This is a genomic window from Nocardia sp. NPDC051832 (assembly GCF_040681285.1).
In the GTDB taxonomy this organism is placed as follows: domain Bacteria; phylum Actinomycetota; class Actinomycetes; order Mycobacteriales; family Mycobacteriaceae; genus Nocardia.
Map to the genome: position 1 here is coordinate 647,973 of NZ_JBFAYL010000004.1, position 24,508 is coordinate 672,480.

Here is a 24,508-nt window from a genome sequence, read left to right on the forward strand (position 1 = left end):
GCCGGCCGTGACCGAAGCCTTCTACGCACCACGATTCGAGATCCGGATCTCCGGATTGACCATGGCCGCCGACGTGACCAAGCAGACGGTGAGCCTGACCGTCGAAACGAATCTCGACCTCGCCGGAACCTTCCACCTGACCCTGGCGAATCCCGATAACACACTGCTCGATTCGGCCCTGTTCGACCTCGGCAAGACGGTGGAGATCCATCTCGGCTACGGCAACCGGCTGGAACCGGCGTTTCTCGGCGAGATCACCGCTATCGAGCCATCCTTCCCGGCCGACGGGCCGCCGGTCGTGCGCGTCATCGGCTACGACAAGTCCTACAAGATGCGCCGCAGCCAACCCGAACCGACGGCCTACAAGTACGTCAACGACTCCATCGTCGCGGCGCGGATCGCCGTCGAGAACGGTCTCATCCCGCTGGTGGACCCGACCCCCGGTTTCCACAAGCAGCTGATCCAATCCGAGAGCGATATGGCGTTTCTCAAGTCCCGCGCCGAACGCTATTTCTTCGACGTCTACGTGGAATGGGATCGCCTGCACTTCCAGTTCCCGCGCCCGCAGACCGCCGCGCACGTGCTGGAATGGGGCAAGAACCTGTCGAGCTTCGCACCGAAGATCTCGACGGCGGGGCTGGCGGGCCTACAGGTCATCCGGGGCTACAACCAGGAGCTGGGGCAAACCCTGCTCGGCATCGCCTTGGCCGCCGACTTCGATCTCGCCGATCTGGAAGAGCGCCTGGGCAGTTCGGCCATGGACCTGCTCACCTCCCTGGTGCGCAAGGGCATCCGGACGGGAAAGATCAGCAACCCGCTCGACGCCATGACCCTCGCGCGCGCGATGCTGGCCAACCTGCTGGAGGGCATGTACGAGGGCGCCGGCACCTGTATCGGCATCCCGGATCTCAAGGCGGGCAACTACATCGCGATCACGGGCGTCGGCAAGCGCTTTGGCGGCACCTACCGGGTGCGCAAGGTCACCCATCGCCTCGACGACAGCGGGTTCCATACCGACTTCGAGATCACCCAGCGCAGCCACACCAGCCTGATGGGGTTGCTGCGCAAGCAGATCAGCGAGGAGCCCGCGCCCGACAAGCCCGAGCAGTTCTTCGGCGTCTACGTCGCCACGGTGGTGGACAACCAGGAACTCTTCGACGTGCCGCCGGAGCTGCCGCTGGGCCGGGTGAAACTCGAATACCCCGGCCTGTCCACCAAGATCACCAGCGGCTGGGCCCCGTGCGCGCGGCCGATGGGCGGCAAGAACATGGGCTTCTACGCCCAACCCGAACCGGGCGAGCAGGTGCTCATCGCCTTCGAGAAGGGCGACCTCGCCAGCCCGTACGTACTGGGCAGCCTGACCAGCGCCCTGGCCATGCCGCCGGTCACCAACGCCGACGGCCAGAACGCCAAGCGCGTCATCAAAAGCCGTGCGGGACACACCATCACCTTCGACGACACCCTCGACCTCGGGAAGGTGGTGATCGAGGACAAGCTCGGCAGCTCGGTCACCCTCGACTCCACCGACGGGTCGATCAGCATCAGCGCGATGAGCAACCTGTCGATCACCGCCAACGGGCCGATCACCCTGCGGGCCAGCCAAATCAATATCACCTAGACGATCGGAGAGAGGGATCCCATGGACTCGGACTTCTACGGGCGCGGCATAGCGTGGCCGTTCCGGCTCGGGCTCGCGGGCATCGCCGAATCGGCGGGCGTGGACCGGATCGAGGAATCGATCCGCGTCATCCTCGGCACCCAGCACGGCGAGCGGGTGATGCGGCCGCGGTTCGGCTGCAACCTGTCCAGCCTGGTCTTCGCACCGAACAATGCCGCGACCGCCAACCTGGCCCGGTTCTACGTCGAGGACGCACTGTCGGCCTGGGAGCCCCGGATCGAACTGACCGGCATCGCCGTCGAGAACGACAACCCCGGCGGGCGGCTGATCATCACCATCGCCTACCGGCTGCGCGCCGCCGACGATGTGCACACCTTCGTGTACCCCTTCACGCTGGAGCGCCGGCCATGACCGCCTACTCATCGCATCGCGGACGGATCGAACCGCCGAACCTGGACGACCGGACCTGGCAGGATCTCGTCGCCGAAACGCGGGCGCTGATCCCCCGCTACGCGCCGCAGTGGACCGATCACAATCCGAGCGATCCCGCGATCGCGCTCATCGAGCTGTTCGCCTTCCTCGTCGAAGGCCTGACCTATCGGCTGAATCGGGTTCCGGACAAGCACTACCTGGCGTTCCTGAACCTGCTGGGCATCACCCGGAATCCGCCGACTCCAGCGTCCACCTATCTGACCTTCACCTCCGGTGCGGGCATCGTCACGGTCCCGGCCGGAACGCAGGCGCAGACGCCCGCGTCGGAGACCGAACAGCCCGTCGTCTTCGAAACCGGCGAGCCGGCCCGGGTGCTGCCGATCGCCCTGCGCAAAGCGGTGATCATCGGTCCGGTCACCGGCGACCCGCCGGACCTGTCCTACACCGACGCCTCGGCCGTGCTCGTCGGCCCGCCCACCGGCAAGCACCTGGTGACCTTGGCGAAGAACCAGACGGTGCACCTCTGCTTCGGCTTCGGTCAGGCTACGACCGAGGAGATCCCGTTGCGAATACTGCTGTACCGCACCGCGGTCGCGGGACAGGTGAGCGTCACTTGCGCGTATTCGACCAAGGACAAGGACCCGCACAAATGGGCCGAGGTCGCGGGCGTCCTCGACGGCACGGAGGGGCTCCAGCACAACGGCACGCTGCGCTCGAAACCGCCCGCGGACTGGTTCGCGCAACGCCCGACCGCCGACCGGCCGGAGAACCCCGGCTGGAAGCGCGTCGCCACCGCGGGTCCCGCGCTGACCGAGCCGCAGCACTGGCTCGGCGTGCGGATCGCCAACAAAACGCAGGCGCCGGTCACGGTCGGCTTCGACCGCTTCCTCTTCAACGCGGCGCTCGCGCACAACGCGCTCACCATCGCGACGCCGGAAATCCTGGGCAACGGCAACGGCCAGCCGTTTCAACAGTTTTCGCTACCCCACCGCCCCTTGTACGAACCGGGCGGCGGTTCCGGACTGGCGGTGGAGGTCGGCACCGGAACCCCGACCCAGTGGCGGGAGTGGACGCGGGTGGCGGACCTACCGGCCGGGGCGCACGAGGTCTACCGCGCCGACCCGGTCACCGGCGAGATCCTGTTCGGCAACTTCGACGAGAAGACCGGCGAGGGACACGGATCGGTCCCACCCCAGGGGTGCCTGGTCCGGGCGCGCACCTATCGGCATATCGCCGGGGGTGGTTCCGGCAATATCGCCGCGGGCCGGATCGCCACCGTCGCCGGCGCCAATCCGGCCGGTATCACCGGAGTCACCAACCTCGGGCCGGGGCTGGACGGCTCCGACGAGGAAACCATCGACGAAACCCTGCGCCGCGCACCGGAAGTGCTCAAAACCCGCGATCGCGCGGTCACGGTCGAAGACTACGAGAATCTCGCGCGGGCCGCGACCACGGACGTGGTCACCGCCCGCTGCCTGCCGCCGCGCCTGCACGAGGAGAGCGGACCCCGCAACGGGAAGCCGTGGACCTTCGCGGGCATGACGCGTGCGCCCGGCACCGTCCACGTGATCGTGGTGACCGACCAGGGCCCGAGCGAACCGCGCCCCGCGCCGTCACCGGTCGTGCTCGCCGAGGTGCGCGACTACCTGGATCGCCGCCGCGACCTGACCGCCGCGCTGACGGTCGTCGGACCGCGCTATCTTCCCGTGAAAGTCACCGCGGTGCTGAATGTCTGGAAGTCGGCCTTGAACGCGGGCGCCGACGAGAAGCAGGTGCGCACCGATACCGAGAACCTGATCAACGCGTACCTGCATCCGACCCGCGGCGGACCGGACGGCGCCGGCTGGGCGCCCGGCCAGCCGGTGTTCGCCGCGGATCTGTTCCGCGCGATCATGCCGCCGGAGAACATCGCCTATATCGGGACGCTGCAAATCCAGGCCGAGATACCGCTGTATCACTTCCCGCCGTTCAATCCCACCGGCACCGTGGATGACTGGAATCCGGATGCCGAGCGCCCGTTCGGGCTCTCACCGCTGGGCGCGACCGTGCGGGTAGCGGACTACGAATTGATCTGCGCCGCAACCACCCACGCTGTCACCACCGTGAAAACCGACTGACGCCATGGATACCGCGAGCAGCTATCTGCGCTACCTACCGCCGGTCCTGTGGGAGGATCCCGCGACCTGGGACCCCGCCGCCGCGCCGCCGGACTTCACGATGGGCGCGTTTCTGCTCGCGTTCGAGAAAATACTTACCGGACTTGATGATTCGGTGCCCGCACATCGATCGGTGGCCGAGACGATCGTGGCGATTCCGCGCCTGTTCGACCCGTGGCACACTCCGTCGGAGTTCCTGCCCTGGCTGGCATCCTGGGTCGGGCTCGAGTTTCCGGAGTTGCAGGGCAGGCAGCTGTGGGACGAGTACCAGCGCCGCCGGGCCACCTCCGAGATCAGCGATATTCATCGCCACCGCGGGCTGAAGGCCGGAATGAGTTCGGCGCTGGACCTTTTCGCCGTCACCCGGGCCCGGCCGCGCGTGGCCATCGACGACGGCAACAAACTGCTCGTGACCGTGCCGGGGCGCGGGGGCGGCCTGGCGGCGGTCACCGCGCTGGTGTCACAAGCGCCGGTGCTCAGCGCCCCGCTCAGTACCGGGAGCGCCATTCACGTCAACGGCTTGGTCCGGCCGCGCTGCGCGACGACGGGACCCGACGGGAGTTTGTTCGTGGGCGACTTCGGAGCCCAGCGCCAGGTCTCCGCGCTCACGCCGCGGGTCTGGCGGCTCGACCCGGCGGGCCGCCTCGACGTGGCGGGCACACCGCCACTTCCCGCGCCGCTCGCGCCGGAGTCGGCGTTCACCAATATCGTCGCGCTGGTCGTGGCGCCGCCGCGCGGTGGGATCGTCGAGACGCTCTACATTCTCGACGGGTCGAAGAAGATCTTCGCCCTCGCCACCCCGTATCGGGCGGCCCAGGTGACCACCACGGCGACGCTGTCCATCGTGCGGCCGATCGCGATGGCGGTCGATACCAACGGCGATCTGCTGGTGCTCGATCGCGGCAATATCATGGGCGATCCCGCCCAGACCAAGATCGTCGTGGTGCGGCCGGGCGCCGCGGGCCCGTTCCCGGTGCGCCCGCTGCCCGCCGTCGTCGAACCGCTCTCGATGCTCGTGCGCACCGACGGGACCATCGTCATCGGCGACGGCAAGGCGCAGGACGGCACGGTGCCGGCGAATCTGATGCGGGTGGACCGTACCGACGCCGCCAATTGGGTGGCCAAACCCCTGCTTCCGGTCACCGAGTCGTTCGGCAATCCGCTCGTCTCGCCCACCGCGCTGGTCCCCGCCGACGGCGGCGGACTCTACGTGCTCGACGCCGGTCTGCGCCCGTACGCCTCCGGCGAGTCCATCCTCACGGTCGCGCGACCAGCGGGCGTCTTTCAGGTCGACGCGGCCGCCACCGTCGTTCGCCGGGTGACCGAGTACGGCAATCTCGTCTTCCCGACCGGCATGACCGCCCAGAACGCACGACTGGTCATCTGTGATCCGGGCCAGCTCGAGTCACAGCAGGAGGCGCCGGTGCTGTCCCGGCTCGCACCCTTCCGCTTCTGCGTCACCGTGCATTTCGAGCAGGGCAATCTGCCCGACGACGAACAGGAACGCACGAAGACGCTCGGCACGGTCGCGGGCAGTATCCGCGCCGTCGTCGATCAACTGCGCCCGGCGCACACCGTCGGCACGCTCATCATCGCAGGCTGAGATCAGGGAGTTCCGGATGGCCACACCAGAGTTGAAGCGGACCGACTATTGGAATCGGGTCACCGGTACCGTCCGCAACGGCAACCCCACCCGCACCGAAAACGTCACCGACATCGAGAATTTCACCATTCCCTATGTCAACGAACTGACCGCCGGCCTGCACCTGTGGGGCGTCGCCACCGGTCTCACGGTCTCCGGGATAGCCAGCCAGTCCGGGATCTTCCTCACGCCGGGCTCCGCCGCCGACAGCGCCGGGCACCTCATCGCCCTGACGGCCGGGAGCATCGCGATCATCAGCCCCGATATCGATCCCGGCCAGACCACCGACATTCCCACCATCCCCGTCACCGGCAACGGGATCACGCTGCCCACCACCGGTATCAGCGGGAACCACTACGTCACGATCCGGCACCACGAAGTCACTACCGAAGGGCTACTGGGCAATGCCCCGACCCTCACCCACGCACCCTGGGTCCGGCTGCTCAGCACCACCGACTTCGAGGACAGCGGCGTCGATCTGGTTCTCGCGCAGGTCAGCCTGAACAACGGCAACGTGACCGGCCTGACCCCGAAGTTGCGCCGCCACACCGGAATTCAGGTGGACCGCATTCAGCTGCACCGGCCGCACAGCGGCCTCACGCCGACCTTCACCGTGACGCACCGGCTCGCCGCCGAACTCGCCACCCAAGCCAGCGGAAATCTCACACTCACCCAAACCGGCTCCCAGCCCACGCTGACGCTGGACGCCAAAGGAAACCTCGGGCTCGGAGCCGGGACGCCGCAGCGGGTCCTGCATGCCGAAGGCACCGAAATCCACAGCGGCGGCAGCGGGGGCGGATTCTCCTTCGCCAATCGCAGCACCGGTTCCTTCCAGGAGATGCCCGACGCCGGGCAACGCTGGGTGTGGTACGCCCTGGAGGGCAGCGCGCGGCTCTGGTCGCGTACCGATCGGCTCACCGTCAATCTCGCGCCCAACGAGGTCGGCCTGGATGTCAACCGCCGCATGCGCATTCGCGCCGAGACCACGGAGGCCACCGCGGGGACGTGGCTGTTCCAGAACGGCAAGGATCGTTCGTTCGTCGGCCTGGCCGACGACACCCACGTCGGATTCTGGGGTTCCGAAGCGGGCGGGTGGGGTCTGCGGATGGACACCACCACGCTTACCTGCACCATCAGCCCCAAGCTCGGCCCGTTCGACTTCTTGGGTTTCCAGGGCGTCGCGCTGACCGTCATGGGGCGTGGCGAATTCCACGCGGGCGGCACCTTCCATCGCGGCATACACGTCATCGCGCCGATCGGCGTCGTCGGCGGATTCGTCGGACCGGCGGCGTTGTTCGAGGGCGATGTGCGAATCCAAGGGACGCTGACGAAGTCGGCGCTCCAGTTCCGCATCGATCACCCGCTCGACCCGGCGAACAAGTATCTCCAGCATTCGGCCATCGAGAGCGACGAGCTGAAGAACCTCTACGACGGCATCGTCGAGCTGGGCGCCGACGGCACTGCCGAAGTCGCCGTGGCGGAGTGGTTCGAAGCGCTCAACGAGCAGGTTCGCTACCAGCTCACGCCGCTGGGCTCGCGCGCACCTGATCTGCACGTGGCGCGGGAACTGCGCGACGGCCGCTTCGCCATCGCGGGCGGCGCACCTGGGCTGCGGATCAGCTGGCAGCTCACCGGAGTCCGGCACGACGCTTACGCGAAAGCCCATCCGATGGCCGTCGAGACCGCGAAACCGGAAGACGAAGCCGGACTGTTCATCCATCCCGACGTCCATGGCGAAGCCGCCGACCGGTCCGTCGCCTCGGCCTACAAAGCACGGAGTGAGTCATGGCCTACACAGGGTTGACGCGGACCGATTACTGGAATCGGGTCACCAACACCGTCCGCAGCGGCAACCCCAGCCGCACCGAAATCGTCACCGACGTAGAGAATTTCGCGATTCCGCACAGCGGCATGCTCGCCGCGAGCCTGCATCTGTGGGGCATCGCCGTAGGCCTGGCCGTCACCGCCACCGTCGATCAACCAGGGCTCACCATCGCCCCGGGCGCCGCCACCGACAACGCCGGGCGTCTCATCGTCGTCGCGACCGGCAGTGTCGCCATCACGAGTCCGGATATCGACCCCAGCCAGACCACCGACATTCCCACCGCCGCGGTCACCGACACCGGAATCACCTTGTCCACCAACGGCATCACCGGCGCCCGCTACCTGACCATCCGGCACCACGAAGTGACCACCGAGGGGCTGCTCGGCAACGCGCCCACCCTCACCCAAGCCCCCTGGATCCGGCTACAGAGCACCACCGACTTCGACGACGCCGGCCTGGATCTGGTTCTGGCGCACGTCACCTTGAGCAACGGCAACGTCACTGCGCTCACGCCACAGAAGCGGCGCCACACCGGAATTCACGCCGACCGCGTCCAATTCCACAAGGCACACAGCGCCGCCGCGCCCGGCCTGACGGTGACCCATACCCTGGCCGCCGAATTGAGCGCCCAACCCAACGGCAGCCTCACGCTCACCCAAACCGGCCCCAAACCCGCCCTCACCCTCGACGCCAACGGCGATCTCGGACTCGGAACAACTGCACCGGCAGCCGGGGTGCACATCGACCGCGGCGCCACCGACAGGCTCGCGCTGAAGCTCGAATCATCCGGTCCCGGCTGGGGATCCGGGCTACAGCTCGCGAATACCTCGGCGGAGGCGAAGACGTTCGGGCTGCAGTCGGGCAGCGACGGCAAACTGCACGTGGTGGACGTAGGAGCCGGCGTCGACCGCGTCGTCGTCGACAAGTCCGGCAATGTCGGTATCGGCACCCAGCGACCCGGCCGCATCCTGCATGTCGAGGGCACCGAAATCCACAGCGGGGGCGCCGGCAGCGGGTTCTCCTTCGCCGACCGCAACGTCACGACCCTCGTGAACAACCCCGGCGCCGGGCAACGGTGGATCTGGTACGCCGTCGGCGGCAGCGCGCGCCTGTGGTCGGGCAGCGACCGGCTCACGATCAACGTCGCGCCCAACGAGATCGGACTGGACGTCAACCGGCGCATGCGAATCCGCGCCGAAGGCGGCCCGACCGCCGGGACCTGGCTGCACCAGGATGGCGCCGATCGCTCGTTCATCGGACTCGCCGATCTCGACAAGGTCGGGTTCTGGGGCAGTGGTTTCGGCTGGGGCCTCACCATGCGCACCACCAACGGCGATGTCGATATCGCCGGCTTCTTGGACACCAAACGGCGCATGCGGGTGCGCCAGGGCACCGACGACCCGTCGGCCGGAATCTGGTTCTACCAGCGCGGTCCGCAGGCCGACCGCGGCTTCGTCGGCATGGCCAGCGACACCGAGATCGGTTTCTTCGGAACGGGAATCGGCTGGGCCCTGAAAATGAACACGAACTCGGGTTCCGTGGACATCAACGGTGGCAACGCCGCGTTCGGGGCAGCGCTCCGATGCAAGGGAAATACCGGTGTGTGGGCCACCGGCACCGCGAGCGGCATCATCGCGTCCGGCCCGATCGCGGGCAGCTTCTTCGGTGACGTCCGCATCTCCGGCGAACTCAGCAAAGGCGGCGGCGGCTTCAAGATCGACCATCCGCTCGATCCGGAGCACAAATACCTCTCCCATTCGTTCGTCGAATCCCCCGAGCGGCTCAACCTCTATCGCGGGACCGTCGGCACCGACGAGCACGGCTACGCGGAAGTCCGGCTGCCCGGCTATTTCGACGCCCTGAACGAAGAATTCACCTACCAGCTGACCCCGCTGGGCGAACCCGCCTCGGTCGCGATCGCCACCGAGGTCGCGGACAACCGCTTCACCATCTGCTCCGACAAGCCCTTCGTGCGGGTCTCCTGGCAGGTCACCGGCGTGCGCAAGGACCCGTGGGCGAACGCGCACCGAATCCGCGTCGAAGAAGCCAAACCCGAACACGAGCAACGGTATTTCCTGCACCCCACCGAATACGGCGCATCCCCGACGCGGGGAATGCGGAACCTGGAAACGGAGCACTGACATGCGAGACGAAGCCCAAACCCGGCTGCGCACGCTGCGCAACGATTACGAGGAAGGCCAGACCCGGCTCCTGCAACTGGAACAGCAGGTCGCCGGGCTCCGGGAGGGGCTGCTGCGCGTCAGCGGCGCGATCCAGGTGCTGGAGGAGTTGCTGGCGGACAACAGCGCGAACGGTGCACAGCGCGCCCCGGAGGAAATGCGCGTCCCTTGATCCCGCCGGAATACTACGGCTGTTCAGGCTCAGGACGACCTGGCAGCGCAGCGATCTTCGCCGGAATCGCGATGTTCTCATCCGCCCAGTGGATGGCGCAGACGCGATGGTATCCGTCCGCGATCACCATCGGGACGCCGATCCGGAAATCACCGCGTACCAGCAGGATCGGCGACAGCGATTTCCGGTTGTTGATCTTGACGAGGTCCCGCCGGACATGCGGATTCTCGGCCGACAGCAACGCCAGCCCGGCCGCCCGCAGAATGTCCTTGGCCTTCTTGTACACGATCGGCGCGGCGCGTAGATCCGCGACGACAGCGTCGACGACCTCCGGCGCGGCCAGCAGTTCCAGATAATCCGCGGCCGCCGGATAGTCGTGCTCCTGCGGCTCGTCCTTCCAGGTCACGGGAATGATCTCGGTCGTCATCGGCCCATCATCGCGCCCGGCGGGCCGGACCGGGGGGACCTCGGCAGGTGTTTCCCCGTCGCCGGTGCGGTAGCCTGCGAACGCGACTGAAGTGATTCAAAGGTGGGGGCGATGCGACGGTCGGGCTCGATGGCGTTGCTGTCGGTAGTGACGTGGTTCCTGATGTCGAACGGGGTGACACCCTCGGTGTCGGCGGCGCCGATATCGGAATTGCGTTGGGGCGCATGTCCGCCCGAGGCAATGGCGGGTTCGGCCGAGTGCGTGACCGTACAGGTCCCGATGGACTATGCCGTCCCCGAACGCGGTCAGATCGAGCTGACGCTGAGCCGCATGCCGGCGGCCGATCCCGGGACGAGCCGCGGGACGCTCTTCGCGGGCTCGGGCGGTCCTGGCGTGGACGCCTTGAATTTCTGGTCCGTGCGGGATGCCCGGGTTCCCGGCTTGCGGGAGTTCGACCGGATCGCCGTGCAGCCGAGGGGGTTACGCTGGTCCACGCCGCTCCGATGCGGTCGAACGACAGCCGTGATCGTGCCGGTCACGGATCGATCGTCATGTGAGGCAGCGGCTCCCGGCTATCCCGCCACCATCACCACCGAGACGCTGGTCCGCGATCTCGACCAGGTCCGTGGAATGCTCGGTATCGACCGAATCAGCTTCTATGGCGGTTCCTATGGAACGGCTGTCGGCGCCACCTACGCGACCTTGTTCCCCGAGCGGGTCGACAAGATGGTGCTGGACGCCAATGTGAATCCCGAATGGGAATGGATAGAACAGCAGGCCGCGGGGTGGCAGTCCAGGGAGGCCGCGGTCAGCACGTTGTTCGATTGGATCGCGGCCAACGACGCCGTCTATCAGCTCGGAGCTACCCGCCGCGCGGTCGCGGGCGAGTGGGCGCGACAGGTCGACGCCCAGGGCGGCGGCTGGCAGGCCCGGCTCGATCCCGCGCTCGGCGGAGCCGCGGGCGCCCTCCCCGAAGCGGAAAACCTGCCACCGGGCGAGCTTTCCGGCCGGGTCGCGAATCTGGTGCAGTCGGTCCGCCACCCTGGCGTGTCACCGAGCCCGACCCAGGCCGCCACCGACGCGGCCGTCTACTGGCGCAACTATTGGCCCTACGTTGCCGAGGGGATGCGCCGATACCGTGCGGATCCGCGGCAAACCGAGTTCCTCACGTATCTGGCGAACCGTCTCGCGCTGGATCCCACGTCCGGCTTCGTTCACGACGCGATCAATTGCAACGAAAGCTCCACTCGGCCCGATCCCGCGACCGCGGCGGCCATGCTGGCCGAATTCGCCTCCGGCGGTAGCTATTTCCAGTTCGCCGCACAGCTACAGCGCTCGGGCATGCTGTGCTCGGCCTGGCCGTCGTCGGCCCGACGGATTCGCTTCGACGGCAGCCGATTGGCCGTCCGGCCGCTCATCGTGCAAACCACTGCCGATGCCGCCACTCCGGCCGCGGGCGGCCCCGCGATGGCCGCCGCCCTCCGCGGCACGCTGATGTGGGTGGACGGCACCGATCACGGCTCCTTCGCGCGGTACAACTCGGTTGTCGACCAGGCGATCCTGCACTACCTCGGCACCGGCGAAGTCACGCACACGCAAGTGCCCGCCGCGCCTATCACCACTCCGCAACCACCCGCCACGCTCCCCGACTCCTGAACCGCTCGTGCGGCGGTGTGCTCAGGATTGGGCCGACTGACTCATCAGCAGGTGCACGATGGACTGCACGAAGTCCTCGATCCGCTCGCGCGGGTACGCCTGCGGTTCGCTGACCGCGAGCCGCCCGAGCATCTCGGCGATGGTGAGCAGGGAATTGGTGAGCAGGCCCGAATCCATTGCGGCCCAGCGCTCGTCGATGGCAAGGCCCATGCGCACCAGCGATTCGGCCTGATCGAAGATGCCGGCGCGGGAGCTGCGGATGGCTTCCCGGTATTCATCGGGTGCGCTGCCCGGGCCCGCGAGAATGAGCCGCCAGCGGGTCGGATTCTCCAGTGCCACAGCCACGAACGCCTCGACCGTCGCCGAGGCCGCGACGACCGGATCGGCGCCGATCAAGTCGACGGGCAAGGTGTCGGAGACCTGTTCCAGCGCCAGGTCGCGTTCGCGTTCCAGCAGCGCTTCCACCAGCTCGGCGCGGGTCTTGAACACGGTGTAGAGCACCGGTTTGCCGACTCCGGCCTGCTGCGCGACGGCCTCCATGCTGAGCTCGTGCAACTCGACCCGGCCGAGCACCGCGAACGCCGCGTCCAGCAGCTGGGCGCGCCGCTGTTCGGCGGGTAAGCGTGGTGCGTACCGCCGGCGCGGGCCTTGCGTGGCTCGGGATGTGCTCACTGCCGATTCGCCTCCATCCGGCCCATCCTGCCAGTTGGCGGGTGCGATCCGCACCTCAACCCGACAAAAGCTACGCACCCGTTGTATTCATATCGGACAATTGCTACGGTGGCGTTGTATTCACTGGGAGCCGCAGAGGAGCCGCCATGACGTTCGATCCGACCACTCTCCGCCGGGAGGATTACGGCTTCTTCGGGCCCGATTCCCCGAGCTGGAAGATCTGGACCGCGCCGACCGCCGTGATCGGATTCCAGCGCGCGGTAGCCCTCGAGTTCTTCGATCCGTTCCTGACCGCGTCGGTGTTGGACACCGCGAAGATCTACTCCGACCCGCGCACTCGGCTCGACATGACCTTCGCGTACTTCCTGATCGTGGCGATCGGCGATACGCCTACCGCGATCAAGGCCTCCGAGCATCTGATGCAGCTGCACGCCCGGTCGACCGGTATCGAACCGGTCACCGGCCGCCGATACAGCCCCAACAACCCCGACACCCAGCTGTGGATCCATCTCACCGGCTGGCATTCGGTGCTCAAGGCCTACGAGATGTTCGGTCCCGGGCAGCTCAGCGCCGAGGAAGAGAATCGCTACTGGGAGGAATGCGCGCTCGCCGCCGAACTACAGACCTGCGATCCCAAAGATGTCCCGCGCACCCGCGAGGGCATCCAGGAGTACTTCGACGCCGTGCGCCCGCGTCTGTGCACCACCGAGCGCGCGCTCGACGGCATGCACCAGATGCTGTTCACCTCGCCGAAGCACGGCGCGGGCTGGACCTATGCCGTCGGCGCGCGGCTGCTGGCGATGGCTTCCATCGCGACGCTGCCGAAGTGGATGCGCCGCCTCGGCCAATTCGATCAGTGGCGCATCATCGATCTGCTGGTGCGGCCCGCCGGGCGGATTCTGGTCTGGCTGTTCACCCTGTTCGACAAGCGCGGACTGATCCTGGCCGCGCCGATCATCGCCCCGATGGCGGGCAAGATCCTCGAACAGCACGTGAAGAAGGAGCTGCCCGCCACGCTCGAAACCCGCACGCCCACAGCGGCTCGCGCACTGTACGGAACACAGCACCGGCGACCGGTGGCAGCCACCGGATAGTCGCGCCGACGGCCGCGGACGTGCGGAAACCCGGCCCGGAAGGCGTCGGATAGGCTCCAGGCGACAACGATCAGGAAGCGAAGGGGCCCACCGTGCGCCGGGTTACGACGGTTTTCGACAGCATTCACGTAGCGGCGGACCCCCTCGTTGTCTATCGGCAGATCAGCGATCCCACGTTGATGGGACGGTGGAGCCCCGAGAACCTCGGGGCCACCGTTCACCAGCCGCGCGAGTCCAGTTACGTGGGCATGGAATTCGACGGCGTCAACAAGCGCGGGTTCACGAAATGGGTCACGCGATGCGTGGTGACCGCGGCCGACCCGGGCTCGCATTTCGCCTTCCAAGTGCAGGCCATCGGAGCCCGCAAGCCCTGGATCCGGTCCGGAATCGCCTCCTGGGCGTACCACTTCACCCCGGAGCCCGGCGGCACCCGCGTCACCGAAACCTGGACTGACGATCGCGAGCGCTGGCCGAACGCGGCAGTGCAGGTGTTCGACCGAATCGTCACCGGCGGAGACACTTTCGCCCAGTTCCAGGCCAAGAACATCGCCCGCACCCTGCGCAATGTGAAGAAGCAGCTCGAAGCCCAGACCGCCGGGTAGTGACTCGGAGTCGCGCGCTGCGCACCAGCGTGTTCGCAACTGCCCTGCTGGGCTCGCTGGTCGGGTGCGCCGACGAGTCGGAGCAGCTCGGGATCGTCGCCGACTGCGGGAAGCTGGTACTTCCGCCCGACGTCGAGCTGCTCTTCTATGAGCGGGATGTAATGTTCGGCGATCAGATCGTCGAAGCGATCTTCGATATCCCCCGCGGTGCGCTCGACGCGTTCAAGCACCAATCCGGCCTCACCAGGTTCGATCCAGGGGTTCCGGCTCGTTGGCGGCAGGAGTCCTGGCTGGCGAGCGGTCAGACCGACCTACTGGCCTCCGACGCCGAGAACGAACACTTGGTGGAAATGAACCGGACTCCGACGAGGTGGGTGGTCATCCACGACAGCGCAGACGACTCGACCCGCGTCTTCTTCCGCGCCGGGTGTTGATCGGCCGGCGACGACGGCAACGATGAGCTCCTGGACTATCCGACGTCAGCCGCGTCCGATATAGGGCATGCCGGTGGCCATGACGGTCAGGAACGGCACGCTGGTGGTCAGCGGCAGGTCGACGGTCTGCACGACGAGGCGGGCCACGTCGTCGGCGGCGATGGTCGGTTCGGGGCGGACCGTGCCGTCGGCTTGCAGTGCGCCGGCGGCTATCCCCGCCGTGAGTTCGGTTGCCGCATTGCCGATATCGATCTGGCCGACCGCGATGTCGTGGGTACGGCCTTCCAGCGCAAGGGCTTTGGTCAAACCGGTGATGGCGTGCTTGCTGGCGGCGTAGCCGACGGTGTTCGGTCGGGGGGTGTGCGCGGAGATCGAGCCGTTGTTGATGATCCGGCCGCCGCGCGGCTGCTGATTCTTCATGATCCGGAAGGCCGCCTGAGCGCACAGGAAGGCGCCGGTGAGGTTGGTGTCGATCACTCGCCGCCAATCCTGCACGGATACTTCATCGATCGGCTGCGAAGGCCCGAAAATGCCCGCGTTGTTGACGAGTACGTCCAGCCGCCCCCACCGGTCGGTGACCTGCTCGAAGAGCGCGGTGACGGCCTCCGAGTCAGTGACATCGGACGGTATCGCGATCACGCTGCCCGGCCCGGAGGCGGCGGCGACAGTTTCGTCCAGGGTCTCGGCGGTGCGCCCAGTAGCGACGACCTGGTGGCCCGCGGCGGCCAGGGCGAGGGTGATGGCACGGCCGAGACCACTGCCGGCGCCGGTGACGAGGACGATCTTGGAAGTGGACACGAGGCGAGGGTAGTGGTTCGCCGGTCGAACTATGGGCTCGGCCGAAGAATTTCAGGGGCGAATGTGATCGTCGACGACGATCTGGCGTGGGTGGATGTCGGTCCCCTCGCGGTCGACGATCAGTAGGACGAAGACGAGGGCGGGGACGATCATCAGCATTGCGTTGGAGCCCCACCACACGACGCTGAAATCGCCGTAGTAGGCCCAGAACGAGATCGCCATGAAGCCGGCGCAGAACGTGAGCGTCAACCCGACCGTCAGGACGATCCAACCGAGCCGGTGCCGGGCACGGACCAAATAGACGCCCGCGAACCCGAAGACGGCGGCGGCAAGGTCGAGCGGGAAGAATGACCAATTCCAGGCTTGTACAACGGGATTCGTGTAGTCCCGGAATGCGGCGTCCGTCGGGATCGCGTCGACCGCGACCGCGATCCAGTAGATCATGAGTAGCGCATCGGTCACGAGCAGAAGAGCCTTGCCGACCGTCAACCGCATGAAGCCCCATCCTCCGGTGTACTGCGGATACAGACGGGATCAACTCTGCGCGCCACGCCTGTATTCCATTGTGGGCTATCAGGTTCAGGCGTTCATCGCGGGGCGGAGGGTCGTGATGTCAGCGGTGGTGTCAGTCGGCTGTCAGAACGGTGACAGCCGACCCCGACACAGTGTGTACATCGAACATGCAACCGGCACACACACCGCCGCAACCGAACACAAGGAGCACACCATGTCCACCACCATCACCCTCACCGACACCGACAAAGCCACCCTGCGCACCGCCGCCTACGGCACCGTCGGCCTGCTCGCCGCCACCGGCGCACCCCACCAAGGCATCGGCCACGCCTCCATCGCCCTGACCTCCGCCACCGGACTCGTCGGGCACATCCTCGCCGCCAAAACCAAAGACATCCACCTCAACGGCAAGAACGTCGCCGAACTCGCCGACCAGGTCCTGCCGAGCCTGACCGCCGCCATGACCCTGCTCGCCCAGCACCCGGGCGAAGCCGACAACTTCCGCGACACCATCCAGGTCGCAGTCCAGGCCGCCACCCAGACCGGAAAGAACCAGCCCAGCCCCGCCGTCACCGCCATGGCAGCCAAAATCACTACCGCCCTCAACGCCTGACGAACACCGCACCAACACAAGCCAATTCAGTCGCGGCTCCCCTCCGGATCCGCGACTGAGTTGGTTGCCGGTCGCGACCACGTGATGGCCCGCGGTAGCCAGGGTGAGGGCGATGGCGCGGCCGAGACCACTCCAGCGCCGGTGACGGCTGAAGGTGGACCTCCAGCTATGGGAGAGCTGTACAGCGCCTTGTCCTGTTCCGGTGTTAGGTTGCCGGACATGCGTTTTCAACCGCCGCATGCGCACGTGCGGTAATCGACGACATGAACACAGCAAGGCTTCTCGATGCGGCGAGCCCGAACCGGACCAGGCCATCACCCAGCCCGCTCGGTAGGCGCGGGAAGCGCTGTGGCGGGGCTGGATACATCGCTGCGAGTCACTGGACCCGCGCGATCACCGCTGTGTGGTGGCGGCCCGACCTGTGCAGTCCACCTACTCGGCACAGCAACCTAGCAAGCCAGTGATGACAACAGCCAGGAGCGTCCGCCATCGCCAACTCTCGGCATTCCTGTCCTCTCGCAACGACGTCGAGCTCGCCGAACTCGTGGACGGCGCCCGATCGCACAGCGTGGGAATCGGCGGGGGCTCGGCGATTCTCGATGTCGACGCCACCCCGGTCTTCGTCAAGCGCATCCCGCTGACCGATCGTGAACTCACGCAACGCGGCTCCACCACCAACCTCTTCGACCTGCCGATGTGCTGCCAGTACGGCATCGCGGGCCCGAGCTTTAACGCCTGGCGTGAGCTCGCCGCGAACATCATCGTCACCGACGGCGTTCTGACCGGTGCGACCCAGGCGTTCCCGATGCTGCACCACTGGCGCGTTCTACCCGGCAGGACGCCGATCGCAGACGAACACTTGGACATCGAGGCCGTGGTCGCCGCATACGGCGGCAACTCAGCGGTACGCGCCCGCCTGGAAGCCCTCGCCTCCGCGACGTCCAGTCTCGTGCTGTTCTGCGAATACATCCCGCACTCGATGCCGAACTGGCTCCGGGAGTGCCCCGCGGACAAGGCTCCCGCAGTCGCACAACAGCTTTCAGAGATAGTGCGGTTCCTCGACAGACAGAGCCTGCTGCACATGGACGGGCACTTCGGAAACTTTCGCACCGACGGCCGGCGGATCTATCTCACCGACTTCGGACTGGCCACCTCACCCCGCTTCGACCTGACGCCCGTCGAACGCGACTTCGCCGAACGCCACACCACCCACGACGCCGACTACGCCGCGATGCGCCTGGTCAACTGGCTTGTCACAGATGTCTGCGGGATCCCGACGCCACCCACCGGTGGTCCAGTTGCCCGCAACGAATACGTCCTCCAGTGCGCCGCCGGCTACATCCCGGACCACGTCTCGCCTGCTGTCGCCGCGCTCCTGACAAGGCACGCACCGGCCGCCGCGAAGATGAACGGCTTCTACTGGAAATTATTCGGCGGGGACCTCTACGCGGAGTACCCGGCTGACTGAGCCAGGGTGTGCCGACCACACTCGAAGATTTTGGACGACGCTGGGGAACTCAACTCGGCCCCCAGCTATAGATCCAGGAACTTCCCCGCGTCGCGGCGATCACTTTAACGGCGTCTCCCCTGGCCCGCCAGCGAATTATCCGCGCCGTGCGGTTCTGGCCTGGTGAGCGGGCAGAACCGTTAGCGTGCGTACATGGCTGTGGAGGGCGTTCACCAGATCTGCGACCGGTTCGTCGATGATTTCGCAGCCGCTGATCCGGTCCTGGCGACCATGTTCGGCCTGACCGGACACGAGAACTGCCTGACCGACTATTCGCCTGCGGGCCACGCCCACCGTGCCGAGCTCGCCGGGAGCGCTCTGCGCGCGATGCTGACCACCGAGCCGATCGATGCCGGCGAACGGGTCGCGAAGGCCGTGTTCTGCGAACGGATCGGGCTCGAGCTCGAACTCCACGACGCGGGCCTTCGAGAAGCCTCGCTCAACGTGATCGCCAGCCCGGTCCAGGACATCCGGATGGTGTTCGACCTCATGCCCACCGAGACCGCGGCGGACTGGACGGTCATCGCCGACCGGCTGGAGAAGGTTCCCGGGACGCTCCTCGGGCTGCGTTCTTCGCTGAGCGCGGCGGCACGGCACGGCCGGACCGCCGCGCTCCGCCAGATCACCAAGACCGCCGAACAAGCCGATACCTGGGCAGGCGGCCCAGGTCGCGACGGCTTCTTCACTACGTTGGCCAGGGCCGCGGCGGGGGTGGACGGCGTACCACTGGACGACCTGCGGCAGGCGGCACGGGCCGCCGATCGGGCCTACGCCGAGCTGGCCGAGTTCCTGCGCGCCGAGCTCGCGCCCAGCGCTCCCATCGACGATGCCGTCGGCGAGCAGACCTACCGGCTGTGGTCGCGCTACTTCCTCGGCGCCGACCTCGACCTGCGGGAAGCCTATGAATGGGGCTGGGCGGAGTTCCTGCGGATCGAGGCCGAAATGCTGGCCGTCGCCGCTCGTCTCGCGCCGGGGGCGACACTCGCCGACACGGCGGCGCTACTCGACTCCGAGCCGAAGTATCAGGTGCGCGGACTGACCGCGTTCGAAACGTGGCTCCAGAAATGCTCGGATGAAGCGCTGGAATCATTGCGCGGCAGGCACTTCGAGATCCCCGATGAGCTCATGACGCTGGAGTGCAAGGTCGCCCCGCCCGGCGGCGCGCTGGGCGCGTACTACATCGGCCCCAGCGAGGATTTCCGCCGTCCCGGCCGAGTGTGGTGGTCGGTGGCGCCGGGCAAGGAGCACTTCGCTACTTGGCGTGAGGTCACCATGGTCTACCACGAGGGTGTGCCCGGCCATCACCTCCAAGCGGCGACCGCGGTGCTCCAGCGGAATTCGCTGAACAAGTACCAGCGGACGCTGTCCTTCGTCGACGGGCACGGTGAGGGATGGGCGCTCTACGCCGAACGTCTCATGCACGAGCTCGGCTACCTCGACGACGAGGGTGACCTGTTCGGCATGCTCGCCGAACAGCTGCTGCGCGCAGCGCGGGTGATCGTGGACATCGGCGTGCACCTCGCGCTGGCGCTGCCCCCGGGCACCGGTTTTCACGAGGGCCGGCGCTGGACCCCCGAACTCGGCCTGGAGTTCCTGCTGACCCGAACAGTGACCGATCCGGTCCGGGTTCGCGATGAGCTCGACCGCTACCTCGGCTGGCCGGGACAGGCGCCCGCCTACAAGCTGGGTGAACGCCACTGGCTCGCGGCCCGCACCGAAGCGCGCCGACGCGCCGGCGCTTCCTTCGACTTGAAGGAATTCCACACGCGCGCTTTGAAACTGGGCGGAATGGGCCTGGACACCCTGCGTGCCCAGCTCGCGGCCCTCGACCGAGACGACTCCCCGCACACCTGACCAGCACCGCCGGGGCGGGATGCGGGGTTGGCGGAATCGGCCAATGTTAGCTATAGAAAGTATGTGGATCCGGCAGTGCCATTGTCGGACTCCCGCAATAGAGTCGCGATACAACACTTGGTTCAACCCTGCGGCCGACGGCCGCCTGCCGAAGGACTTGCTGTGAAGGTGCAGATCAGGACCACCCCGCCGGTGGCGCATGCGGCCATGCTGGGGCTGGGCGCGTACCGGCCCCGCCGGGTGGTCCCCAACTCCGAGATCGTCGACCGTATCGATTCGTCGGACGAGTGGATTCAGACCCGGTCCGGCATCAGCGCTCGCCGCTGGGCCGAGCCGGACGAAACCATTGTCGGAATGAGCGCCGCGGCGGCCCGGCAGGCGCTCGCCGCGACCGGCATCGACGCCGGGCAGATCGACGCCGTCGTGCTGGCCACGTCCTCGCAGATGGTGCTGGGTCCGTCGGCGGCCGCGGTGGTGGCGACCGACTTGGGCATGCACGACACCGCCGCGTTCGACATCTCCGCGGGCTGTGCCGGTTTCTGTTACGCGCTGGCCAACGCCGCGAGTCTGGTGCGTTCGGGCGAGGCCCGCTACGTCCTGGTGATCGGCGTGGAACGGCTCTCGGATCTGCTCGATCAGAGCGATCGCACCTGCGCGTTCATCTTCGCCGACGGCGCGGGCGCCGTGGTCGTCGGTCCGGCCGAGTCCGAGGGCATCGGACCCGTCGCCTGGGGTTCGGACGGCAGCCAGACCGCCGCGATCAAGCAGGACAAGGATTTCCAGCAGTACTTCGCCGAAGTCGCCGCGGCCGAGGCGAGCGGCGGCACCTCGGAACGGCCCTACATCCGGATGAACGGCCAGGCCGTATTCCGCTGGGCTGTCACGTTTTTGGAGAAGGCGTGCCGGGACGCGCTGGATCGCGCCGGGGTCACGGTCGAGGACTTGGACGCGTTCGTCCCGCACCAGGCCAACAGCCGCATCACCGACGCCTTGATCCGCACGCTGGCGATCCCGGACACCGTCACCGTCGCGCGCGACATCGCCGAGGCCGGAAATACCAGCGCCGCCTCGATTCCGCTCGCCATGGAAGAACTGCTGCGCACCGGCTCCGCCCAGCCAGGCGACACCGCCCTGCTCCTCGGCTTCGGCGCCGGACTCGCCTACGCGGGCCAGGTCGTCCAGCTGCCCGCTATCGGCTGACGCCTGCTCGACGCAGGCCGTCCGCGAGTGCGTCGCCCTCGACTCGCAGCGGCTCGCCGTGGCCGGGCACCAGCAGCCGGACCGGCTGTGCCGCCAGGTCCGCGGCGGTGGTCCGGGTGCGCGCCTCGTCGTGGTTGAACACCGTCGGCAGTACCTGGGGGCCGGTGTGTTCGACCAGCGGGTGTCCGGTGACGAGGGCGTCGCCGGAGAACAGGACACCGTCCGCGGGCATGAAGTACGCGGTGTGACCGGTGGTGTGGCCGGGGCTCGGGATCGCGACGAGTCCGCCGGGTAGCGCGGCCAGGGTCGCGGGCTCGCCGGTCGCCGCCGTCGGCAGGGTCATCCCGATGTGGCCGTAGATGGCGCGCATGGTGTGGGCGAGCCAGCGCCTGCCGCGACGGGTGGGCAGCTGTTTGATCATGCCGACGGGGGAAATCTGTTGCAGGTACTCACGTTTGGCGTGGCGCACCTCCTCGGCGCCGGTGTAGACCGGCATGCCCGCGCGTTCGACCAAGGCCGGCACGCCGCCGATGTGGTCGAGGTGCGCGTGGGTGATCAGCACGGCGGCGATGTCGGCGAGCTGATGGCCGATCTGGGTGACGGAGTCGAGCACGTCGGCGCTGTCAGCGGGGTAACCGGCGTCGATGACGGTGACCCCGGAACCGTCACTGACCAACGCCCAGTTGACATTCGTTCCGGCCACTACGTAGACGGAATCGGAAACCTGATCGATCTTCACGGTGCCTCGCTAGTGCTGAATGTGGTGCTCGATGACACCGATTCCGTCGATTTCCAGTCGCAGTTCGTCCCCCGGCGACAACCACCGGCCCACATGTGTCATGGACTCGGCCATCGAGTATCGCATGCCCCGGGTTCCGGTGCGGGCGAGCGTCTTTCCGTTGAGCCAACGTAGCGGTCAGCGACGCGGGTCGTCCGATCGGTTGACCCAGGCATCGGCCAGGCGGCGCGCAGAACCAGCCGGCACGCCGATTCGCGGCAGGTCACGGGCCCGCAGCATGGGAACCGTAAGTCCTTTCGACGAACGGAGCGAGGAAATGGATACCTCGAAGCGGCGGGCTCGGCCCCTCCAGTACGGCATCGCGCTGCTGAGCGGCGCACTGTTGATCACCGGCTGCACAGCAGGGACCGATTCGACCGCGGCTCCGGTCACCCCGTCCGGCGGCACCAGTGCGGCGGACGTGCCCGTCGGACAGGTGACCAGTGCGTTGCTGTCCGCCGCGGCGTCGGGGGACGCGGACGCGGTGCGCGCCGCGCTCACCCAGGGAGCCCAGGTGGACGCCCGGGACGACGCCGGCCGCACGCCACTGATGAACGCGGTCTTGGACGACGACCTCGCTGTCGCCCGCGTGCTGCTGGAATTCGGCGCCGACCCCGACGCGAAGGACAACCGCGGCGAAAGCCCCTGGGTCAATACCGGCGTCACCGGCAGCGTCGCCATGATGGAAGCGCTGCTACCGGCGCAGCCGGACCTGACGCTGCGCAATCGTTTCGGCGGCAACGCGCTCATCCCCGCGGCGGAGAAGGGCCATCTGAACTACGTCCGGGAAGTGCTGCGGCAGACCGACATCGACATCGATCATGTCAACGATCTCGGCTGGACCGCCCTGCTCGAGGCGGTCTACTACGGCGACGGCAGCGCCGTCTATCGCGATATCGTCCGCACACTGGTGGACAACGGCGCCGATGTCGCCATCCGCGATTCCGACGGCCGCACCGCCTACGACCACGCCGTCCGGCGCGGCTTCGCCGAAATCGCCGACCTGGTGAAACCGCGCTGAGCCAGGGCGGTCAGGGTGCCGCGACCGCACTCGCGGGATCGATCAAGATCTTGGCGTGCACTTCCGGGTTACTCAGCGCGGCAAAGGCATTGGGGATGCCGTCGAGCCCCACGGTGCCGGTGATCAGTGGAGCGGGATCGACTTTCCCGTCGGCGATCATGTGCAGGGTGTCGCGGAACTCGCCCGGGTCGTATCCGAGCGCGAAACGCAGTTCGATCTCCTTGTTGATCGCCAGCGCGGGCCGGAAGCGGTCGGGCTCCATGCACACGCCCACGACGACGACCCGGGACAGCAGCGGCGCCGCGGCGACGATCTGGTCGAGAATGCCGGGGACGCCGACGCATTCGAAGATCACCGGACCGGCCGGGGTCGCGTTCAGGGTGTGCCCGATCCGGAAGAGGTACCACCACGGCAGGTTCGGCACCCGCCGCAGTTTCTCCATCGTGTCGAAGGCGAGGTTCAAAAGGTCTTCGGCCCCGCCGAGCCGAGGCGGTTTCGGCGTCGCGGTCCACGGCGACTCCGCGGCGGGATCGACGACGACGTCAGCGCCGCAGACCTCCGCCAACTGCCTGCGCCGCGGCGAGAGGTCGCTGGCGACGACAGTGCGCACGCCCGCCGCCTTCAGCATGGTGATGACCGCGAGACCGATAGGGCCACAGCCGATTACGAACGCCGTCTGGCCCTTGCCGACCCGCCCTTTGCGCACCGCGTGCCATGCCACCGCCATCGGCTCGGTCAGCGCGGCGTGCTCGGCCGACAAGCCGTTCGGGATCGGCAGGGTCATCGACTCCTGTACCACGACCTGCTCGGCGTACGCGCCCGGCGCCGACCGCGACAGGCCGACCGCGTGCGGCTGCCGCCCCTGCCGCACGATCGGCAACGCCACCACCGGAGTGCCCGCACGCCAGCGTTTGCGGCAACCCGGCCCGTATTCGACGATCTCCCCGCTGAATTCGTGCCCGAGCACGACCTCGTGCTCCGACCGCATGAAGTGGCCGTACCCGGTGGCCGCGGCGAGGTCTGCCATCTCGTCCGCGTGCACTCGGGCATGCAGGTCCGACCCGCAGATCCCGCACCGCGACACGTTGATCAGCACCTGCCCGCGGCCAGGGACCGGCGTCGCCAGCTCCGCCACCCGGAACTCCGATTTCGCCACAACAGCCGCCCGCATGCGTCCTCCTAGAGTCACCGGCACCCCGGACGGTGCGCCTGGGCCCACAGTACTGCCTACTGTCTCAGACTGAAGGCCGGACACGGCGCGAGTTCGATTGTGTCGCAATGATTTCGGTAACGGCGCGAGCCGGGCGCTCGATG

Annotated in this window: 22 protein-coding genes; 16 read left to right on the forward strand and 6 right to left on the reverse strand. The window is 67.5% G+C overall.

The genetic code is table 11. The features are described from left to right. Positions 1 to 7: 7 nt before the first annotated feature. Genes AB0M14_RS28425 through AB0M14_RS28455 form a run of 7 tightly spaced genes read left to right on the forward strand, consistent with a single transcriptional unit; the run spans position 8 to position 10,025 of the window. Positions 8 to 1,618: a phage baseplate assembly protein V gene (locus tag AB0M14_RS28425; protein ID WP_365000077.1), complete on the forward strand. Its 1,611-nt coding sequence runs from the start codon at positions 8 to 10 to the stop codon at positions 1,616 to 1,618. Between the two features lie 21 nt (positions 1,619 to 1,639). Next, positions 1,640 to 2,029, forward strand: a complete 390-nt coding sequence (locus AB0M14_RS28430; protein WP_365000078.1) for a GPW/gp25 family protein — start codon at positions 1,640 to 1,642, stop codon at positions 2,027 to 2,029. Further along, positions 2,026 to 4,167, forward strand: coding sequence for a baseplate J/gp47 family protein (locus AB0M14_RS28435; protein ID WP_365000080.1), 2,142 nt, complete (start codon positions 2,026 to 2,028; stop codon positions 4,165 to 4,167). Before AB0M14_RS28430 ends, AB0M14_RS28435 begins: the two co-directional genes overlap by 4 nt. Before the next feature lie 4 nt (positions 4,168 to 4,171). After that, positions 4,172 to 5,809 carry a phage tail protein gene (locus AB0M14_RS28440; RefSeq protein WP_365000082.1) on the forward strand — a complete coding sequence of 546 codons (1,638 nt, stop codon included), beginning with the start codon at positions 4,172 to 4,174 and terminating at the stop codon, positions 5,807 to 5,809. 16 nt (positions 5,810 to 5,825) lie between these two features. Beyond that, entirely contained in the window at positions 5,826 to 7,652 is a 1,827-nt protein-coding gene (locus AB0M14_RS28445) for a hypothetical protein (RefSeq protein WP_365000084.1), read from the forward strand. After that, positions 7,634 to 9,814: a hypothetical protein gene (locus AB0M14_RS28450; protein WP_365000086.1), complete on the forward strand. Its 2,181-nt coding sequence runs from the start codon at positions 7,634 to 7,636 to the stop codon at positions 9,812 to 9,814. Before AB0M14_RS28445 ends, AB0M14_RS28450 begins: the two co-directional genes overlap by 19 nt. A 1-nt stretch (position 9,815) precedes the next feature. Further along, positions 9,816 to 10,025: a hypothetical protein gene (locus tag AB0M14_RS28455; protein ID WP_365000088.1), complete on the forward strand. Its 210-nt coding sequence runs from the start codon at positions 9,816 to 9,818 to the stop codon at positions 10,023 to 10,025. Between the two features lie 13 nt (positions 10,026 to 10,038). Here the strand turns inward: AB0M14_RS28455 and AB0M14_RS28460 are convergent, their stop codons facing one another. Continuing rightward, entirely contained in the window at positions 10,039 to 10,452 is a 414-nt protein-coding gene (locus tag AB0M14_RS28460) for a hypothetical protein (RefSeq protein ID WP_365000089.1), read from the reverse strand. 111 nt (positions 10,453 to 10,563) lie between these two features. Between AB0M14_RS28460 and AB0M14_RS28465 the strand changes: the two genes are divergently transcribed. Then, positions 10,564 to 12,108: an alpha/beta hydrolase gene (locus AB0M14_RS28465; protein ID WP_365000091.1), complete on the forward strand. Its 1,545-nt coding sequence runs from the start codon at positions 10,564 to 10,566 to the stop codon at positions 12,106 to 12,108. A 21-nt stretch (positions 12,109 to 12,129) separates the two neighbouring features. On the opposite strand, the gene AB0M14_RS28470 is transcribed toward AB0M14_RS28465, so the two are convergent. Continuing rightward, entirely contained in the window at positions 12,130 to 12,780 is a 651-nt protein-coding gene (locus AB0M14_RS28470) for a helix-turn-helix domain-containing protein (protein WP_365000093.1), read from the reverse strand. A 146-nt stretch (positions 12,781 to 12,926) separates the two neighbouring features. Between AB0M14_RS28470 and AB0M14_RS28475 the strand changes: the two genes are divergently transcribed. From AB0M14_RS28475 to AB0M14_RS28485, 3 genes are all read left to right on the forward strand, one after another. Further along, positions 12,927 to 13,874, forward strand: coding sequence for an oxygenase MpaB family protein (locus AB0M14_RS28475; RefSeq protein WP_365000095.1), 948 nt, complete (start codon positions 12,927 to 12,929; stop codon positions 13,872 to 13,874). A gap of 92 nt (positions 13,875 to 13,966) precedes the next feature. Next, entirely contained in the window at positions 13,967 to 14,476 is a 510-nt protein-coding gene (locus tag AB0M14_RS28480) for an SRPBCC family protein (RefSeq protein ID WP_365000096.1), read from the forward strand. After that, positions 14,476 to 14,910, forward strand: coding sequence for a hypothetical protein (locus AB0M14_RS28485; RefSeq protein WP_365000098.1), 435 nt, complete (start codon positions 14,476 to 14,478; stop codon positions 14,908 to 14,910). The genes AB0M14_RS28480 and AB0M14_RS28485 overlap by 1 nt, the downstream gene beginning before the upstream one ends. Before the next feature lie 45 nt (positions 14,911 to 14,955). On the opposite strand, the gene AB0M14_RS28490 is transcribed toward AB0M14_RS28485, so the two are convergent. Together AB0M14_RS28490 and AB0M14_RS28495 are read right to left on the reverse strand one after the other, a co-directional pair. Further along, positions 14,956 to 15,708, reverse strand: a complete 753-nt coding sequence (locus AB0M14_RS28490; RefSeq protein ID WP_365000100.1) for an SDR family oxidoreductase — start codon at positions 15,706 to 15,708, stop codon at positions 14,956 to 14,958. Between the two features lie 51 nt (positions 15,709 to 15,759). Further along, on the reverse strand, positions 15,760 to 16,203 hold the full coding sequence (locus tag AB0M14_RS28495; protein ID WP_365000101.1) for a DUF5360 family protein: 444 nt from the start codon (positions 16,201 to 16,203) through the stop codon (positions 15,760 to 15,762). Positions 16,204 to 16,435: 232 nt separating this feature from the next. Between AB0M14_RS28495 and AB0M14_RS28500 the strand changes: the two genes are divergently transcribed. The 4 genes from AB0M14_RS28500 to AB0M14_RS28515 all read left to right on the forward strand — a co-directional run bounded on the left by AB0M14_RS28500 (position 16,436) and on the right by AB0M14_RS28515 (position 21,395). Next, a complete protein-coding gene (locus AB0M14_RS28500) occupies positions 16,436 to 16,834 on the forward strand; it encodes a hypothetical protein (RefSeq protein ID WP_365000102.1) in 399 nt (132 codons plus the stop codon). Between the two features lie 463 nt (positions 16,835 to 17,297). After that, entirely contained in the window at positions 17,298 to 18,302 is a 1,005-nt protein-coding gene (locus AB0M14_RS28505; protein ID WP_365000103.1) for a serine/threonine protein phosphatase, read from the forward strand. Positions 18,303 to 18,494: 192 nt separating this feature from the next. Next, entirely contained in the window at positions 18,495 to 20,195 is a 1,701-nt protein-coding gene (locus AB0M14_RS28510; protein ID WP_365000104.1) for a DUF885 domain-containing protein, read from the forward strand. A gap of 207 nt (positions 20,196 to 20,402) precedes the next feature. Continuing rightward, entirely contained in the window at positions 20,403 to 21,395 is a 993-nt protein-coding gene (locus AB0M14_RS28515; RefSeq protein WP_365000507.1) for a beta-ketoacyl-ACP synthase III, read from the forward strand. On the opposite strand, the gene AB0M14_RS28520 is transcribed toward AB0M14_RS28515, so the two are convergent. Continuing rightward, positions 21,385 to 22,134, reverse strand: coding sequence for an MBL fold metallo-hydrolase (locus tag AB0M14_RS28520; protein WP_365000106.1), 750 nt, complete (start codon positions 22,132 to 22,134; stop codon positions 21,385 to 21,387). The genes AB0M14_RS28515 and AB0M14_RS28520 overlap by 11 nt on opposite strands. 316 nt (positions 22,135 to 22,450) lie before the next feature. Here AB0M14_RS28520 and AB0M14_RS28525 point away from each other — a divergent pair, with 316 nt between their 5' ends. After that, positions 22,451 to 23,194, forward strand: coding sequence for an ankyrin repeat domain-containing protein (locus AB0M14_RS28525; RefSeq protein WP_365000108.1), 744 nt, complete (start codon positions 22,451 to 22,453; stop codon positions 23,192 to 23,194). A 10-nt stretch (positions 23,195 to 23,204) separates the two neighbouring features. Here AB0M14_RS28525 and AB0M14_RS28530 read toward each other — a convergent pair whose 3' ends face one another. Further along, positions 23,205 to 24,365, reverse strand: a complete 1,161-nt coding sequence (locus AB0M14_RS28530; RefSeq protein WP_365000110.1) for a zinc-binding dehydrogenase — start codon at positions 24,363 to 24,365, stop codon at positions 23,205 to 23,207. Positions 24,366 to 24,508: the final 143 nt, after the last annotated feature.